Here is a 15,933-nt window from a genome sequence, read left to right as displayed (position 1 = left end):
ACTCAGGAGGCACCATGTATAACGACAGGGTTAACAATTTTTTAGAAACGCTAAAAACCATCCCTAAAACCGAGGACCACCCGGCCCCCAGTGATCACTTTGCAAAGCTTTTCAAGAACTTTCACCAAGATGCCACAGAGCAAGTCATAAGAGAGGTGTATGCGGAAGAATTCTATTTTAACGATACCTTTAAAACCTTCCACCATATTGACCAGCTCATTCCCTATATGGAAGAGACCGCAAAAAACGTCGAAACAACCATCGTAGAGATACTCGATGTCAGCAAAAGCCATAGTGATTATTATCTTCGCTGGAAAATGTCGATGGTTTTTATGGCAAAAGGTAAAAAAATTGAATCAGAGTCCGTCGGTATGACCCAGTTACGCTTTAACGACGATGGCAAAATTATTTTACATCAGGACTACTGGGACGGTGCCGAAGGTTTTTACCAACACCTGCCATACATCGGATATTTCGTTCGTAAGGTGAGAGACAGCTTATGATCAGGTATTTATTAGGCATGGGCATGGGCTTGGCTCTTTCCCTTCTCACCACGTCGGCAGTCTCAATAGCTGATATTCCTCAAGAAGTATCTTACCGAGATCTCAAGTTAACACTCTGTGCTCAAGAAAAGATTACCAAAGGTATCTTCTTTGATATTGTAAATGTTGGTATTTACTATCAAGACTGTAGCGCCAACCAAGGCATATTTGATGATCAAACCAAGCTACTTCGGTTCGCGTATTTAAGAGAAGTGAATGGGGAGCAGTTCACTGAAGGAGCTATCGAGTATCTTGAAGAAAACCTGACTAAGCAACAACAGTCCCAATGCATGACTGAATTTAAGGAGTTGAACAATTCATATAAGGATGTACAAAATGGCGACTTTTATGATTTGTATCTGCTTTACAACCAAGGCATTAAGCTTTATCTAAATCAAGAGTACATCATTGATATGCCAAATAGGGCTTGCGACTCCTTGTATCTCAATGTGTGGTTTGGTCCCGAGTCAATGGACAGCCAATTCGAAGACTTACATAAAAAACTCAAAGCGCTACAGGAAGATTAACTTAATAGTTCAAGAGCTCTTTGTCTTGATTCCTTATAATTAATCACAGGCTCTGGATAACCGCACTCTTTGCGCTGCTCACTATTGGGTTCATGGATCGATTTATTATCCAAAGCTTCCAACTCAGGTACAAACTTCCTAATAAAACCACCCTTTTCATCAAAACGTTTTGATTGAGACAAAGGGCTCATAATTCTGAAGTATGGCGCGCCATCCGCACCAGTCGAAGAGCACCACTGCCAACCGCCATTATTCGAAGCAAAGTCACCATCAATTAACTGTTGCATGAAATATTTTTCACCCCATCGCCAGTCCACCAGACACAACTTATTTAAAAACATCGCAGCATTCATGCGTAACCGGTTATGCATCCAACCAGTCTGATTGAGTTGACGCATGGCTGCATCAATCATCGGAAAGCCTGTGCGCCCTTCTTTCCATGCCTCAAACGCTCTATGATTACTCACCCAAATTTCCTTTGCATCAGGATTAAAAGGCCGATGCTTAGCCATCGTTGGCTTATCTATCAGTATCTGTCGATAAAACTCACGCCAAACTAACTCTGACAGCCACTTATCACCGTACAGTTTTTCTTCATCACCACTGTAATGGTCGCGCAAAGCATAAATACACTGCCTGACCGAAAGAGCACCAATGGCTAAATAAGGCGACAGTAAGCTTGTTCCCGCTACCGATGGAATATCTCGTGCGGCTTTATATTTATCAACCTTGCCCAGGAAAGCCTTAAGTTTACCCAATGCTGCTTTTGCTCCAGGCTGCCATAAATCACCTCGGTAGCTCATTGAAAAGTCAAAGGTTTCCTGCTTCCCAACATTATAGCTTTGTTTACCAGGCGCTTTATAAGGTTCAATTTGGATGCTCTTATGCTGCTCTACCCAGGCTTTTTTATATGGTGTAAAAACCTTATAAGGTTTGCCCTGCTTATTTTTAATGGTGCCGGGTTCAACGGCTAAGTCACCATTAAAGCGCTCAAAGTTGATTCCACATTCAGTTAAAGTCACCTCAGCTTTATTGTCTCTATTTTTCTCATTGAGTGGGTACTCATTATTAAAATAAACAGAGGCTGCTGACAACTTCGCGGTCCATTCTTTGAGTTTATCAATCTGATCATCGTAGGTCGTAGCTTTTACTATATGCAGCGGAATATTGAGGTTATTAAGTTCGCTGCGTAACTCGATTAATGAGTCATAGGTGAAGCCTATTTTCGCCGCTGAATCATGGTGTTTCTTTCGTTGCTCAGTTGCTTCAACATATATTCCAACAACGCTCCCTTTCTCCGCGGCATGAAATAACGCGGGATTGTCTCCTACGCGCAAATCCTGCCGAAACCATACTATTGATACTGTCATATATAATTACGAAGTCCTAGCTCTATAGGATGCGGGTCTAAGTAAGCCTGGCTGGCAATATATTCATTCCCAAACTGTTTGATGTAGTGGTTAATAAGCGTCACCGGGGCAATCAGGGTCACCATACCTTTGCGGTACTGTTCGATAACATTGATCAACTCTTGTTTGGCGTTGCTTGTCAGACATTCTTTTAAATAGCCTAAAATATGGTACAAGACATTACTGTGAGACTTGGCATTAGCAATCTTCTTTAGGCTTCTCATTAAACCCTGTTCATATTGCTCTATTAATTTATCCGTCGACAACCCATCCTGATTTGATACCAAGCGTCCCAGCTCTTTGTAATCCTCATAACAATGAGCCATTACCAAATATTTATATCTGCTGTGAAATTTAACCAGCTGATCAACTGCCGGGGCTGCCTTTACATTCTCCTGAAAGTCTTCATAAGCAAAGACTCGGGTTATAAAGTTTTCCCTTAGTTTTGGATCCTGCAATCGGCCCTCTTCCTCCACCGGCAGCTCAGGACGCTGCTTCATAATTTCACCGATATAAGTCCCGTGTGTCGACTTGCCGGCTGGATTACCATTGTCATGATAAACCTTCACTCGCTCCATTCCGCAACTTGGTGAATTCCGAATGACGATATAGCCACTGATTCGGTTTAGGTCCGGTAAGCGTTTTCTGGCAAAGTCCTTTAATTCATCGGTGACATCTATATCGTGGTCATCAACCTGCACCACACGGATTTGCTCGCCCTTTTCTACCAGGTGAATCGGCGGCCGAGGCGCAGGCATACCTATTCCCATTTCAGGACAAATCGGTTTATAGTCAAACCAGTCACTAAGGGTATAGAGACAATACTTCGACTGTTTATGCCCACCATCGTAACGGACTTCGTTACCCATTAGGCAAGAGCTGATAGCTATCGGTATTTTTTTCATAATTTCATTCTATGCCTTTTGCGTGAAAATTACGTAAATTTTTACCTGCCTCACATAAAAAAAGGGGCCATCTGGCCCCTTTTATAAACAAAAGACTTCTACTAAACGTAAAGCACTTCTGCCACTTCATACTCCACTTTACCGCCCGGAGTCTGAATATCGGCAATATCGCCTTCTTCTTTACCGATTAAACCGCGAGCAATAGGAGAGTTAATCGATAGCTTGTTGAGCTTAATATCAGCTTCGTCATCACCAACGATCTGGTATTTAACTTCAGCAGCATCGTCGTCATCAAGATTAACCAACACAACAGTTGAGCCGAAAATAACCTTTCCACTATTGGTTATTTTCGTAATATCAACTACCTGCGCATTGGATAACTTAGCTTCAATTTCTTGAATGCGTCCCTCAATAAAGCCTTGCTGTTCACGAGCGGCATGATATTCGGCATTCTCTTTCAAGTCACCGTGCTCTCGAGCTTCAGCAATCGCAGCGACCACTTTGGGTCGCTGTACTTTTTTCAGATCATTCAATTCAGCCTGCAGCTGCTCTGCACCAGCCGCAGTCATTGGAACTCTACTCATACTGCTTTTACCTGTTTATGTAATTCCTGAACAGAATTAATCGTACTGCGGGTGTGTTCTTTCATCGCCGCACAAGAGGCGACAGCTCCCGCCAGTGTCGTTGTATATGGAACCTTGTGTTGCAAGGCACTGCGACGGATAAGGTAAGAGTCAGCAATCGCCTGCTTACCCTCGGTCGTATTAATAATATAGTCTACCTCACCATTCTTGATATAGTCCACAATATGTGGGCGACCTTCGAACATTTTATTAATACGCTGACACGGGATGCCTGCTTCACGAATAGCTCTCGCCGTACCACTGGTGGCCATAAGCTCAAAGCCCTGCTCCACCAGATTACGCGCTACATCGGTTAAGCCCGCGCGATCCGCTTCACGAACACTGATAATGGCACGGCCACTTAATGGAACCACCTGGCCACTGCCGCCACCAAGTTTTGCTTTATAGAAAGCATCACCGAAGGTTTTACCGACACCCATTGCTTCACCCGTTGATTTCATCTCTGGTCCTAAAATTGGATCAGAACCCGGGAACTTATTAAATGGGAACACCGGCTCTTTTACTGAGAAGTAAGTTGGGATGACTTCTTGCGTATAACCAATCTCTTTCAAAGTCTTTCCAGCCATCACTGACGCAGCAACTTTCGCTAACGGCGTACTGGTCGCTTTAGAAACGAATGGCACCGTACGCGAAGCACGAGGGTTCACCTCAAGAATAAAGATTTTGTCGCCTTGGATGGCAAACTGTGTATTCATCAGCCCGCGTACCTGCAACTCTTTTGCCATCTTCAGCATTTGGTGGCGCATTTCATCCTGAACTTCTTTACTCAAACTGAATGGAGGGATCGAACACGCCGAGTCACCCGAGTGAACACCCGCCTGCTCAATGTGTTCCATCACGCCACCGATAAGAATTTGTTCGCCATCGAAAATCGCATCCACATCCACTTCGATCGCATCATCAAGGAAGCGATCAAGCAATACTGGAGACTCATTCGACACGCTGACCGCATCGTTCATATAACGGCGAAGCTCTTCTTCGTTATAGACGATTTCCATGGCTCGACCACCCAGTACGTACGATGGACGAACCACCAGAGGATAACCAATTTCTTCTGCCAGACGCACACCTTCTTCAAGGTTACGAGCCGTTCGATTAGGTGGCTGCAACAAACCTAAGCGGTCAATCGCACGTTGGAAACGCTCACGGTCTTCCGCCCGGTCAATCGCATCCGGCGAAGTACCAATAATTGGCACACCAGCGGCCTCCAGATCACGCGCCAGCTTTAATGGCGTCTGCCCACCATAATGAACAATGACACCTTTTGGCTGCTCAACATCAACAATGGCTAACACATCTTCCAGCGTTAAAGGCTCGAAATACAGACGATCCGAAGTGTCATAATCCGTCGAGACCGTTTCCGGGTTACAGTTAACCATAATAGTTTCATAACCGTCATCGCGCATGGCAAAAGCCGCGTGCACACAGCAATAGTCAAACTCGATACCCTGACCGATACGGTTTGGACCACCACCTAAAATCATGATTTTTTCACGATCCGAAGGCTCAGCTTCACACTCTTCTTCATAGGTCGAATACATGTAAGCCGTGCTGGTAGCAAATTCTGCCGCACAGGTGTCTACACGCTTATAGACCGGCATGACACCCAGTTTTTTACGTAGCTTACGAATTTCTTTTTCACGACAAGCGAAAATTTCGGCTAAGCGAGCATCTGAAAAGCCCTTGCGCTTGACCTGACGCAACAAGAACTCGTCCAGATCTGACAGTGACTTGCCGTTAAGCATTTGTTCGATCTTGATGATTTCCTCAATCTGCACCAGGAACCAACGGTCAATACCCGTCAAGTCAAAGACATCATCAATACTCCAGCCTTTACGGAAGGCATCACCAATGTACCAGATCCGCTCCGTACCCGGTACACGTAAGTTTTGACGTAAGGTGTCTACCCACGCTTCATTGCTTTCTTCGATTTTTGGTTCAAAACCGTGTGAACCAACCTCCAGGCCTCGCAATGCTTTTTGCATTGATTCCTGGAAAGTGCGACCAATCGCCATGACCTCACCCACCGACTTCATCTGTGTGGTCAGAGTGGCGTCAGTATTTGGGAACTTCTCAAAATTGAAACGAGGTATTTTAGTGACCACGTAATCAATACTTGGCTCGAACGAAGCAGGAGTTTTGCCGCCCGTAATTTCATTCTGTAGCTCGTCCAGAGTATAGCCAACCGCCAGTTTTGCTGCCACTTTAGCAATTGGGAAGCCAGTCGCTTTCGAGGCTAAGGCTGATGAGCGAGACACACGCGGATTCATCTCAATAATCGTCATACGCCCATTGTCAGGGTTAATCGCGAACTGTACGTTCGAGCCACCCGTCTCAACACCAATTTCACGCAATACCGCCAGCGATGCGTCACGCATACGCTGGTATTCTTTGTCAGTCAATGTTTGCGCAGGCGCAACCGTGATCGAGTCACCCGTATGCACCCCCATGGGATCAAAGTTCTCAATCGAGCAGATGATAATACAGTTGTCGTTCTTATCACGAACCACTTCCATCTCGTACTCTTTCCAACCAATCAACGACTCATCAATTAACAGCTCATTGGTCGGCGACAGATCCAGGCCACGGTAACAAAGCTCTTTGAACTCTTCTTTATTATAAGCGATACCACCACCGGTACCTCCCATAGTAAACGATGGACGGATAATACAGGGGAAGCCGACCTCTTCCTGCACTTTCCAGGCATCTTCCATACTACGTGCAATGTCTTGACGCGGCTGATCCAGGCCAATCTTTGACATCGCTTTCGCAAACAGCTCACGATCTTCCGCTTTATCAATCGCTTCGCGGTTAGCACCAATCATTTCGACGCCATGAATTTCCAGTACACCTCGAGAAGCCAAATCCAGTGCACAGTTTAATGCGGTCTGTCCTCCCATGGTCGGTAAAATCGCGTCAGGCTTTTCTTTTTCAATAATTTTTGCAACGACTTCCCACTGAATTGGCTCGATATATGTCGCATCGGCCATGTTCGGGTCAGTCATAATCGTCGCTGGGTTAGAGTTAACCAGAATAACTCGATACCCTTCTTCTTTTAGCGCTTTACATGCTTGAGCACCTGAGTAATCAAACTCACAAGCCTGGCCGATAATAATAGGGCCAGCGCCTAAAATTAAGATGCTTTCTATGTCTGTACGTTTTGGCATATTCTGTATCTCTCCTAGGCTTTTGCTTGTTCCATTAGCTCAATAAAATGATCAAATAGTGGCGCTGCATCGTGCGGACCCGGGCTTGCTTCGGGGTGGCCCTGGAAACTGAAGGCCGCTTTATCCGTACGATGAATACCTTGTAGAGAATCATCAAACAACGAGCGATGCGTTGCTTTCAAATTATCAGGCAATGTCTTCTCATCCACTGCAAAACCGTGGTTCTGGCTGGTAATCATGACACGCTCGTCTTCTATTGTTTTAACCGGATGGTTCGCACCATGATGACCAAATTTCATCTTGATACTTTTGGCGCCACTGGCTAATGCCAATAACTGGTGACCTAAGCAAATACCAAACACTGGGATGTCTGTCTCCAGAATATCTTGAATCGCTTTAATCGCGTAATCACAGGGCTCTGGGTCACCCGGACCATTCGACAGAAAAACACCATCAGGATTCATCGCCAACACATCCTTCGCTGGTGTTTGAGCTGGTACCACCGTGAGTTCACAGCCGCGTTCGGCTAACATACGTAAAATATTCTTTTTTACGCCATAGTCGTATGCCACAACCTTAAACTTATTTTCCTGGCGTTCACCGTAGCCATCAACCACATCCCAAGTTGTCTGCTTCCAGGAGTATTGCTCCTTGGTGCAGACTTCTTTAGCGAGGTCCATACCTTTTAAGCCAGGGAAACCTTTCGCTAGCTCCAGTGCCTTCGCCTCGTCAATATCACCTGCCATGATACAGCCATTTTGTGCGCCTTTATCGCGCAAAATACGGGTCAGGCGTCGAGTATCAATATCAGCAATGGCAACTCTCTTAGTGCGTTTCAGGTAGTCTGTAAGTGACTCCTCACTACGCCAGTTACTGTGTAATAACGGTAAATCACGAATAATCAAACCTTCGGCCCAAACCTGATCGGCTTCGACGTCTTCGCTATTGATTCCGGTATTACCAATATGAGGATAGGTCAGTGTGACCAATTGTTTCGCGTATGAAGGGTCCGTTAATATCTCTTGGTAGCCAGTCATGGCTGTGTTAAAAACTACCTCTCCGACAGCGTGCCCATCGTAACCAATTGATGAACCGTGAAAAACACTACCGTCTTCGAGAACTAAAATGGCGGGTTGCAGACTTGAAAGTAGCTGCTGAGACTCTTGTGTTGGCAAAGAAACCTCCGTTTTTTGAGCGCAAAAAAACCGGACTCACTTAGTAATGATTCCGCACATTTTTACAAGATAGACAAAAATTTGGCAAATTCCGTGTATTGTAAGGGATCACTAAATTTATGTCTATGAAAGTTGCTCAGCTTTTACTTGTTTTAGAGTCAGACTAAACATCTTACAGAAGTTACGATTTTCACGCTCAATCAATGCCAAACCGGTATAACCTTCTGGTACGCCATAAACTATTGCTTTTTTAAATAGATACCTTGCCATTTGAATGTTTTTCTCAATGCCGCACATGCCATTAAAGTGGTATAAGCCTAAATAATAATATAAATTTCCAGAGCGATACCCTCTAGCAAATTGGAAGTACTTTAAGGCTGTCTTTTCATCTTCCTCAACTTCGATGCCATGAAAATACATTCTTCCTAGGCCAATAGCAGCATGCACATCTCCTTTGGAGTACCCTTCTCCATACTTTTGCAGGGCCTTCTTATCGTTAAACTCTCCCCCACTGTTTAAGTAGATATCTCCCATAAAACCATCGACAAAATACTCTTTCTCCTTCAGGCAATGTAGTATTCTCAAGGCTAATTCGTCATTCCCCACAGAATTTGCCAAATCCAATTGATTAAATAAGTCCTCCTCAGTACAAGTATCTAAGTCACAAGAACCACTACTAGTGCCCTCTGATTCAGGTGTTAACATATAATTTGACTTGATTTTTAGCCTAGGAACATATTTCCTGCAGAAGGTGCTAAACTGTCTAATACTGCAGGTATTATCAGTAATTTCAGCGTAAAACTTACTATTAATAGTTAGGGTAATGAGTATTTGGACTCCTGTTTCATTGTGACATTCGATTTCTATGTATTGAATATCGTCTAATGAAACTTTATCTCTAGTGACTAGACCTTTATAAATTACCAGCTTACTGGCTTTTATAGCCAACATTGGTAAGGCATCCCGCAAAGAGTAGTACAGAGCAACACAACCGAACCACCCAGACCAGATTATCGTTGATAGCCAATAACCGAATGAGCCACGCTCTGTAAAGAAGGTGATAATAAAATCTACGATACCCCAGGTAATTGCAGCAATAATTATGATATATAAAACACCTATAAGAGCTTCACAAAAACTGCATTTCTTCTCTGAACCGTTGGGATAAAGATATTTATTCATTATTTTTAGGAACCCATAAAAGAAAAAGGGCGGTAATCCCGCCCATTTTCGAGTGGCTTCATGCCTCTTTAAAGTGCTCCCTGCTACTTCCTTGTTTCACCAAGTCCTTCGGCTAGTATTCCCTGCGTGCGTCCCTTGCACAACTATTACTTTACGCCTTTTATCACTGTTCGCAAGCCACAAAAATAACCAGTCCATTGCCAGAAACAATTAAAATATACCTATAAAACAACAGGTTAACCTATTTTTGTAGCTTAAAACCTCTAATATCTGACCCTAAACTTAGCCCCAGATTACAAATCATTGAGAGATCTCTTACAACATTTATAGCCAATCTCTCAAAAAACTACTCAACCCTGGCTAGTCAGCGTTTTTACCTATAAGCCAAGGACGTCTTGCATACTGTATAAACCAGGTGCTTTGCCTTCTAACCATTGAGCAGCAACCACCGCACCGCTGGCAAAACACTGACGCGACTGCGCCTCATGACGAAGAGTCACCACCTCACCATTTAGGGCAAAAACCACATCGTGCGTTCCGACGATATCGCCGGCGCGCATAACGGAGAAGCCAACACTTCCTTCCTGCCTTGGTGACTCACCGTGCCGCGCCCACTCGGCGATATCGCTGAGTTTTTTACCCCGTTCTTCAGCCACGGCTTCGCCCAGCGCTAACGCCGTTCCCGAGGGAGCGTCTTTTTTATGCTTATGGTGCGCTTCAAAGATTTCAATATCCGACTTGTGACCCAGCAATTGAGTTGCCTGCTTGACCAGGCCAATCAGACTATTAATCCCGATAGAGTAGTTCGCGGCAAAAACGATAGGAATTTCTTCAGCGGCATTTTCAATTTGCTGTAATTGTTCCGGACTATAGCCCGTGGTACCAATCACCATAGCCGCTTTAGCAGCCACGGCCTGATTCAGGCTGCGGATAGAATACTCGGGTAAACTGAAATCAATAACAATTTTGTCTTGGGATAACGCCTGCGACAAATCATCCCCAACAAAAATACCTTGCGGCTCTGTGCCAACCAAAAAAGCCACGTCGGTGCCGACCATTGGATGGCCCTGACGGGCAATAGCGGATATCAGCTCTGCGTCTGGTTCATTAAGTGTTGCTGCTAATAACTCTTTACCCATACGTCCAGTACAGGCGTTAATAATAATCGGTGTTTTATTCATCATCTTCTCTTCGTCATTAAAGAGCACCCTGCTCTTCCAATATACTCTTAATATGGTTTGCCAACTGCCGGTAGCCAGCGTTATTTAAATGAATGGAGTCAGATTTATAGGATCGCTTTTTTAATAAATCAGACATGATTTCCCCATCATAAACCAGTTGAAACTCACTCGCTAACTCATCATAAAAATCAGCCGAGTCAGAGAACAGTTTCTTTTCCGGTATTCCGAGCATCACTACCTGAGCACCGCTTTGCCGTATCTTTTGGATCATTTGTGCTAAATTTTTTTTAGCCTGAGCTTTGCTCATATTTCTTAGGATATCGTTCCCACCTTCCATTAGGATCACTAACTTGGGCTGATGCTTTTGTAATACCGATGGCAGACGCTGCAAACCCTCTATCGTAGTTTCACCAGAGACACCTTCATTAACTACGTTCAGACCTGTCAGGCTTGCTAATATCTCCGGATAACTTTTTCCCTTTGAGGCTCCGACACCGTCGGTTAAACTATCGCCAAAGGCAACCACAACATCATTGGCACTAAGAGGCGCTAACGAGTTATCCGAACCGCAGGAACCGACAAGCAGAACGAGACCGGCAACAAAACCAGCCTGTAATATTGTGAATAATTTTCTCATCTATCGTAAAACACTTTCTAATCCGAGTTGTGAGCATAAAACGTTTTATACACAAACACAAAAAAGCCCGCTCGTAGCGGGCTCTTCGTCATATATACATCTAACCGGTCATCGCATCCCAGAACTTCTTCACTCCGTCAAACCAGTTTTTCTGCTTCGGGCTATTTTTACCTCCCGAGTCATTAACTGTCTGTTGGAACTCTTCCAGCAAACTTTTTTGCTCTTTGCTCAACTTAACCGGAGTTTCAACGATCACGCGGCACAGCAAATCACCAACCATACTGCTACGAACGCCTTTCACGCCTTTTCCTTTCATACGGAACAGTCGCCCGGTCTGCGTTTCAGCAGGGATCGTCAGAGATACCTTGCCATCCAAAGTCGGAACGTCTAACTTACCGCCCAACGCTGCTGTCACAAAACTTAATGGCATCTCACAGTATAAGTTGACACCATCACGCTTAAAAATCGGATGTTCTTTGACGTAAACCTGTACATACAGATCGCCAGTAATAGCGCCCGGGCCGCCAGCTTCACCTTCACCGCTTAAACGCACGCGCATACCGTCATCAATCCCCGCAGGAATATTGACTTTCAGCTCTTTGGTCTTATGCACACGGCCTTGACCACTACAGTCCGGACAAGGATCTTTAATCACTTGCCCCGTGCCGTGACAGTCCGGGCAGGTCTGCTGCACCGAGAAGAAGCCCTGACTCATGCGAACAGCACCTTGACCACCACAAGTAGTACAGGTCGTGGTTCCAGATCCCGGTTTAGCGCCGTCACCATGGCAGGTATCACAATCAACGTATGTCGGAACCTTGATGGTTTTCTCGACACCACGAACCGCTTCTTCGAGGCTGATCTCTAAATTGTATTGCAGATCATTACCACGTGCCTGACGTCGACCACCGCCACGACGGCCACCGCCGCCGCCAAAGATGTCTCCGAAGATGTCACCGAAGATATCATTAAAGTCCTCGCCACCGCCAAAGCCGCTGGGGCCACCACCCATACTCTGATCAACGCCGGCATGACCATACTGATCATACATTTGGCGTTTCTGTGGATCGCTTAAGACTTCATAAGCTTCCTTCGCTTCTTTAAAGCGCTTTTCAGCTTCCTTATCATCGGGATTACGATCCGGGTGGTTTTTCATCGCCAAGCGACGATAAGCCTTTTTCAATTCAGCTTTATCAGCGCCTTTGGAGACACCCAGCACCTCGTAATAATCACGTTTCGACATAACTTTGCTACTTATCTTTAACCTTCTTTAACTGCAAACGCAGGAACTGAATCCTGCGCTTACCTTTTCTTTCCTGCCATCGCCCTAATCACTCGCAATGACATACTTTTCTAAGTCTGGAAATTTTTGTTCTGACGCGACGTAACGCATATCTAGGAACGGAATGCACTATTTTGTGCATGAGTACCGCAGTATGCGTTACAACAAAGTCAGAGCGGGAATTTATGACTTAGAATTATCTTTGTCGTCAACTTCCTCAAACTCAGCGTCTACCACATCATCGGCTGAAGAGTTGTCGTCAGAAGCTTGTTCTCCACCCGCCTGCTGACCTGCTTCAGCTTGCTGCTGCGCATCGGCATACATACGCTCGGCCATCTTCGCAGAGGCTTGGCTTAGGGCTTCAGTCTTAGCTTTAATATCTTCTAAGTCATCACCTTTGATCGCTTCTTCCAAATCGTTAGCCGCTGCTTCAATCGCTTCTTTCTCACCATCTTCAAACTGCATATTTTCGTCGTTTAAAGACTTACGAGTGGCGTGGATAAGACCATCAGCCTGATTCCGCGCTTCGACCAACTCCTGGAACTTCTTATCTTCTTCAGCATGTGCTTCAGCATCCTTCACCATTTGATCGATTTCTTCATCGGTCAAACCTGAAGAGGCTTTAATCTGAATCGATTGCTCTTTACCAGTCGCCTTATCTTTCGCAGACACGTGCATGATACCGTTGGCATCAATGTCGAACGTTACTTCAATTTGTGGCGTTCCGCGTGGTGCTGGTGGAATATCAGCCAGGTCAAAACGACCCAGTGATTTATTCTGCGCAGCCATCTTACGCTCACCCTGAAGGACGTGAACCGTTACCGCAGTCTGATTATCTTCAGCTGTTGAGAACGTTTGCGATGCCTTAGTTGGAATCGTTGTATTCTTATCAATCAGCGGAGTCATTACCTGACCCATAGTTTCAATACCTAGCGTTAAAGGCGTTACGTCTAATAGAAGAACGTCTTTGACATCACCGCCAAGAACCGCACCTTGGATCGCAGCACCGACAGCTACCGCTTCGTCAGGATTAACGTCTTTACGCGCATCTTTGCCGAAGAAGCCAGAAACGGCTTCCTGAACTTTAGGCATACGTGTTTGACCACCCACTAAGATAACGTCGTCGATTTCTGAGTTAGAGACACCGGCATCTTTTAGTGCTTGCTTAACAGGCTCAAGCGTACGCTCAACCAGGTCTTCAACCAATGCTTCTAATTTAGCACGAGTTAGCTTGATGTTAAGGTGCTTAGGACCGGTTGCATCTGCTGTAATATACGGCAGGTTAACTTCAGTCTGGCTGCTTGAAGACAATTCAATCTTCGCTTTTTCACCAGCTTCTTTTAAACGCTGCATCGCTAATGCGTCGCCTTGTAAGTCAATACCTGACTCTTTCTTGAACTCTTCAGCCAAGTATTCAATAACGCGCATGTCAAAATCTTCACCACCAAGGAATGTATCACCATTAGTAGAAAGTACTTCAAAGGTGTGCTCACCATCGACTTCCGCGATTTCAATGATAGAGATATCGAAAGTACCACCACCAAGGTCATAAACCGCAATCGTGTGGTCGCCACGCTCTTTATCCATACCGTAGGCTAACGCCGCCGCGGTTGGCTCGTTGATGATACGCTTAACATCTAAACCAGCAATACGACCAGCATCTTTTGTCGCCTGACGCTGTGAGTCGTTGAAGTATGCAGGAACCGTAATCACGGCTTCTTTAACTTCTTCACCCAGGAAATCTTCCGCTGTTTTCTTCATCTTTTTCAAGACTTCAGCAGAAACCTGCGGTGGCGCCATTTTCTTGTCATTAACCTGAACCCAGGCGTCACCATTGTCCGCTTCGATAATTTTGTAAGGGACCATGCCTTTATCTTTCTGAACCACACTGTCCTTGAATTTACGACCAATCAAACGCTTGATCGCGAACAAAGTGTTCTCAGGGTTAGTCACTGCCTGACGCTTCGCTGACTGCCCCACCAAAGTCTCACCGTCTGTGTAAGCGATGATGGATGGGGTTGTGCGTGCGCCTTCGGCATTTTCAATAACACGAGGCTTGTCACCGTCGAGAACGGCAACACATGAATTTGTTGTACCTAAATCAATTCCGATTATTTTGGCCATGTTTTCACTCCAAAAGGGTCTTTAAATCTTGCTTGTAGCTTATGTGGGGGCTGGCTTTAGTAGATCAACCCCTTAATCCTACTTTTTTAAGGTTTATACCTGATTAGCTGACACCCAATATTAGGTTTCCCACCGATTTTTCAAGGGCCTGACTATTTTTATTCGGCAGAAATAGAAAAGCTGACCCGAAGGCCAGCTTTCGATAGGAGAGTATCTACAGTGTACTATTACATATCCTGAGTACAGGCCTGGCGTGCCTTGTTTTTGATGTCCTGCACTTTCGCCATCTCGCCTTTGCTCTTTGCCTCTTCCAGGGCAGTATAGTCCGTGTTCTGCACTACACACTCACAGCTTTCTTTCTGCTTTGCACGAACATTTTCCGGCAGCTGCTGAGTCTTGGTTTCGCAAGCCTGTAAGTCCTGCTGCTTCTTGGCTTCAGCATTATTAGCTACAGCGCTTCCAGCAAGAGTAAGGCCTGTCACGGTTACAATCAGTAGTAATGTCTTTTTCATAATAATCACCTTTTAAGTTGCTTTAGTGGGAGAGAAATCGAGTTAAGCGTTCTCAGTACAGGCGTCTCGGGCTTTCTGCTTGATCTTCTGAACCTTGGCTAAGTCGCCCTGCTTCTTGGCTGCTGCCAACGACTTGTAATCAGTGTTATCAATTTTGCACTGACAGTTTAATGGTTGCTCGTCCTGGCCAGCATCCGCCTGTTCTTTTGCCTCAGACTGACAAGCTCTAATATCAAACTGTTTTAAGATATCTGCATCATCTGCGTAGGCCGTACCCAAGAGAGATGTAAGAATCACGCTAAGCGCTAAGACTGACTTTTTCATTATGTTCACCATGTTTTCGTTGCAAATGGAGGTTCGTTGTAACACGCAAAACCCGCAGCAAAACATGGCTTGGTTCACACTCAGATCTTTGTAAAATCGGCTTTAACATTTAGCCGTTTTTTTGTGATAGCAACCACTCGGATAGTGACAAATAATAGACACGACGGGGGTGACCCTGTCGGAAAGCCTATTGATTGTAATCAATTGATTAAAAAAGACTTTTTATATTTATAACACAACACCGATCACACTCTTGAAGGGAACTTATTGGCAACGGAACTTAGCTCACTGGACTCAATCCAATTGCTTTAGGGCATAAAAA

14 protein-coding genes are annotated in these 15,933 nt (G+C 45.0%); 2 read left to right on the top strand and 12 right to left on the bottom strand.

What is annotated here, in order from left to right; genetic code table 11:
- The first annotated feature begins 14 nt into the window (after positions 1-14).
- Together H7708_RS09900 and H7708_RS09895 are read left to right on the top strand one after the other, a co-directional pair.
- Positions 15-503: a nuclear transport factor 2 family protein gene (locus H7708_RS09900; protein WP_223670620.1), complete on the top strand. Its 489-nt coding sequence runs from the start codon at positions 15-17 to the stop codon at positions 501-503.
- Positions 500-1,069 carry a chalcone isomerase family protein gene (locus H7708_RS09895; RefSeq protein ID WP_223670619.1) on the top strand — a complete coding sequence of 190 codons (570 nt, stop codon included), beginning with the start codon at positions 500-502 and terminating at the stop codon, positions 1,067-1,069. Before H7708_RS09900 ends, H7708_RS09895 begins: the two co-directional genes overlap by 4 nt.
- Here the strand turns inward: H7708_RS09895 and H7708_RS09890 are convergent.
- From H7708_RS09890 to H7708_RS09835, 12 genes are all read right to left on the bottom strand, one after another.
- Positions 1,066-2,439, bottom strand: coding sequence for a cryptochrome/photolyase family protein (locus tag H7708_RS09890; RefSeq protein WP_223670618.1), 1,374 nt, complete (start codon positions 2,437-2,439; stop codon positions 1,066-1,068). The two genes, H7708_RS09895 and H7708_RS09890, sit on opposite strands and share 4 nt — an antisense overlap.
- Positions 2,436-3,383: a YbgA family protein gene (locus tag H7708_RS09885; RefSeq protein ID WP_223670617.1), complete on the bottom strand. Its 948-nt coding sequence runs from the start codon at positions 3,381-3,383 to the stop codon at positions 2,436-2,438. The genes H7708_RS09890 and H7708_RS09885 overlap by 4 nt, the downstream gene beginning before the upstream one ends.
- Before the next feature lie 101 nt (positions 3,384-3,484).
- The gene (gene greA, locus H7708_RS09880) at positions 3,485-3,967 is read right to left on the bottom strand and encodes a transcription elongation factor GreA (RefSeq protein ID WP_223670616.1); all 483 of its coding nucleotides are present in this window, start codon (positions 3,965-3,967) and stop codon (positions 3,485-3,487) included.
- Positions 3,964-7,194 carry a carbamoyl-phosphate synthase large subunit gene (gene carB, locus H7708_RS09875; protein ID WP_223670615.1) on the bottom strand — a complete coding sequence of 1,077 codons (3,231 nt, stop codon included), beginning with the start codon at positions 7,192-7,194 and terminating at the stop codon, positions 3,964-3,966. The genes greA and carB overlap by 4 nt, the downstream gene beginning before the upstream one ends.
- 14 nt (positions 7,195-7,208) lie before the next feature.
- Positions 7,209-8,369 (bottom strand): glutamine-hydrolyzing carbamoyl-phosphate synthase small subunit, encoded by a 1,161-nt coding sequence (gene carA / locus H7708_RS09870; protein ID WP_223670614.1) that lies wholly within the window; start codon positions 8,367-8,369, stop codon positions 7,209-7,211.
- Between the two features lie 123 nt (positions 8,370-8,492).
- Complete coding sequence (locus H7708_RS09865) at positions 8,493-9,551, bottom strand: tetratricopeptide repeat protein (protein ID WP_223670613.1); 1,059 nt, start codon at positions 9,549-9,551, stop codon at positions 8,493-8,495.
- A 377-nt stretch (positions 9,552-9,928) separates the two neighbouring features.
- Entirely contained in the window at positions 9,929-10,735 is an 807-nt protein-coding gene (gene dapB / locus H7708_RS09860) for a 4-hydroxy-tetrahydrodipicolinate reductase (protein WP_223670612.1), read from the bottom strand.
- Between the two features lie 13 nt (positions 10,736-10,748).
- Entirely contained in the window at positions 10,749-11,369 is a 621-nt protein-coding gene (locus H7708_RS09855) for a GDSL-type esterase/lipase family protein (RefSeq protein ID WP_223670611.1), read from the bottom strand.
- A gap of 100 nt (positions 11,370-11,469) precedes the next feature.
- Positions 11,470-12,612 (bottom strand): molecular chaperone DnaJ, encoded by a 1,143-nt coding sequence (gene dnaJ, locus H7708_RS09850; RefSeq protein WP_223670610.1) that lies wholly within the window; start codon positions 12,610-12,612, stop codon positions 11,470-11,472.
- A gap of 222 nt (positions 12,613-12,834) precedes the next feature.
- Positions 12,835-14,775, bottom strand: a complete 1,941-nt coding sequence (gene dnaK / locus H7708_RS09845) for a molecular chaperone DnaK (protein WP_223670609.1) — start codon at positions 14,773-14,775, stop codon at positions 12,835-12,837.
- 227 nt (positions 14,776-15,002) lie between these two features.
- The gene (locus H7708_RS09840; protein ID WP_223670608.1) at positions 15,003-15,287 is read right to left on the bottom strand and encodes a hypothetical protein; all 285 of its coding nucleotides are present in this window, start codon (positions 15,285-15,287) and stop codon (positions 15,003-15,005) included.
- A 42-nt stretch (positions 15,288-15,329) separates the two neighbouring features.
- The gene (locus tag H7708_RS09835; RefSeq protein WP_223670607.1) at positions 15,330-15,611 is read right to left on the bottom strand and encodes a hypothetical protein; all 282 of its coding nucleotides are present in this window, start codon (positions 15,609-15,611) and stop codon (positions 15,330-15,332) included.
- Positions 15,612-15,933: the final 322 nt, after the last annotated feature.

This window comes from Kangiella shandongensis, from assembly GCF_020005365.1.
Classification (GTDB): Bacteria; Pseudomonadota; Gammaproteobacteria; order Enterobacterales; family Kangiellaceae; genus Kangiella; species Kangiella shandongensis.
Note: the sequence above shows the minus strand (reverse complement) of the source record. Positions and strands in the feature narration are given on the sequence as shown.

What these genes read in the sequence shown, in the direction of transcription:
- H7708_RS09890 (WP_223670618.1), bottom strand. Translation starts at nt 2,439, where the DNA reads ATGACAGTATCAATAGTATGGTTTCGGCAGGATTTGCGCGTAGGAGAC.
- greA (WP_223670616.1), bottom strand. Translation starts at nt 3,967, where the DNA reads ATGAGTAGAGTTCCAATGACTGCGGCTGGTGCAGAGCAGCTGCAGGCT.
- H7708_RS09895 (WP_223670619.1), top strand. Translation starts at nt 500, where the DNA reads ATGATCAGGTATTTATTAGGCATGGGCATGGGCTTGGCTCTTTCCCTT.
- H7708_RS09865 (WP_223670613.1), bottom strand. Translation starts at nt 9,551, where the DNA reads ATGAATAAATATCTTTATCCCAACGGTTCAGAGAAGAAATGCAGTTTT.
- carB (WP_223670615.1), bottom strand. Translation starts at nt 7,194, where the DNA reads ATGCCAAAACGTACAGACATAGAAAGCATCTTAATTTTAGGCGCTGGC.
- H7708_RS09840 (WP_223670608.1), bottom strand. Translation starts at nt 15,287, where the DNA reads ATGAAAAAGACATTACTACTGATTGTAACCGTGACAGGCCTTACTCTT.
- dapB (WP_223670612.1), bottom strand. Translation starts at nt 10,735, where the DNA reads ATGATGAATAAAACACCGATTATTATTAACGCCTGTACTGGACGTATG.
- H7708_RS09885 (WP_223670617.1), bottom strand. Translation starts at nt 3,383, where the DNA reads ATGAAAAAAATACCGATAGCTATCAGCTCTTGCCTAATGGGTAACGAA.
- dnaJ (WP_223670610.1), bottom strand. Translation starts at nt 12,612, where the DNA reads ATGTCGAAACGTGATTATTACGAGGTGCTGGGTGTCTCCAAAGGCGCT.
- dnaK (WP_223670609.1), bottom strand. Translation starts at nt 14,775, where the DNA reads ATGGCCAAAATAATCGGAATTGATTTAGGTACAACAAATTCATGTGTT.
- H7708_RS09855 (WP_223670611.1), bottom strand. Translation starts at nt 11,369, where the DNA reads ATGAGAAAATTATTCACAATATTACAGGCTGGTTTTGTTGCCGGTCTC.
- H7708_RS09835 (WP_223670607.1), bottom strand. Translation starts at nt 15,611, where the DNA reads ATGAAAAAGTCAGTCTTAGCGCTTAGCGTGATTCTTACATCTCTCTTG.
- H7708_RS09900 (WP_223670620.1), top strand. Translation starts at nt 15, where the DNA reads ATGTATAACGACAGGGTTAACAATTTTTTAGAAACGCTAAAAACCATC.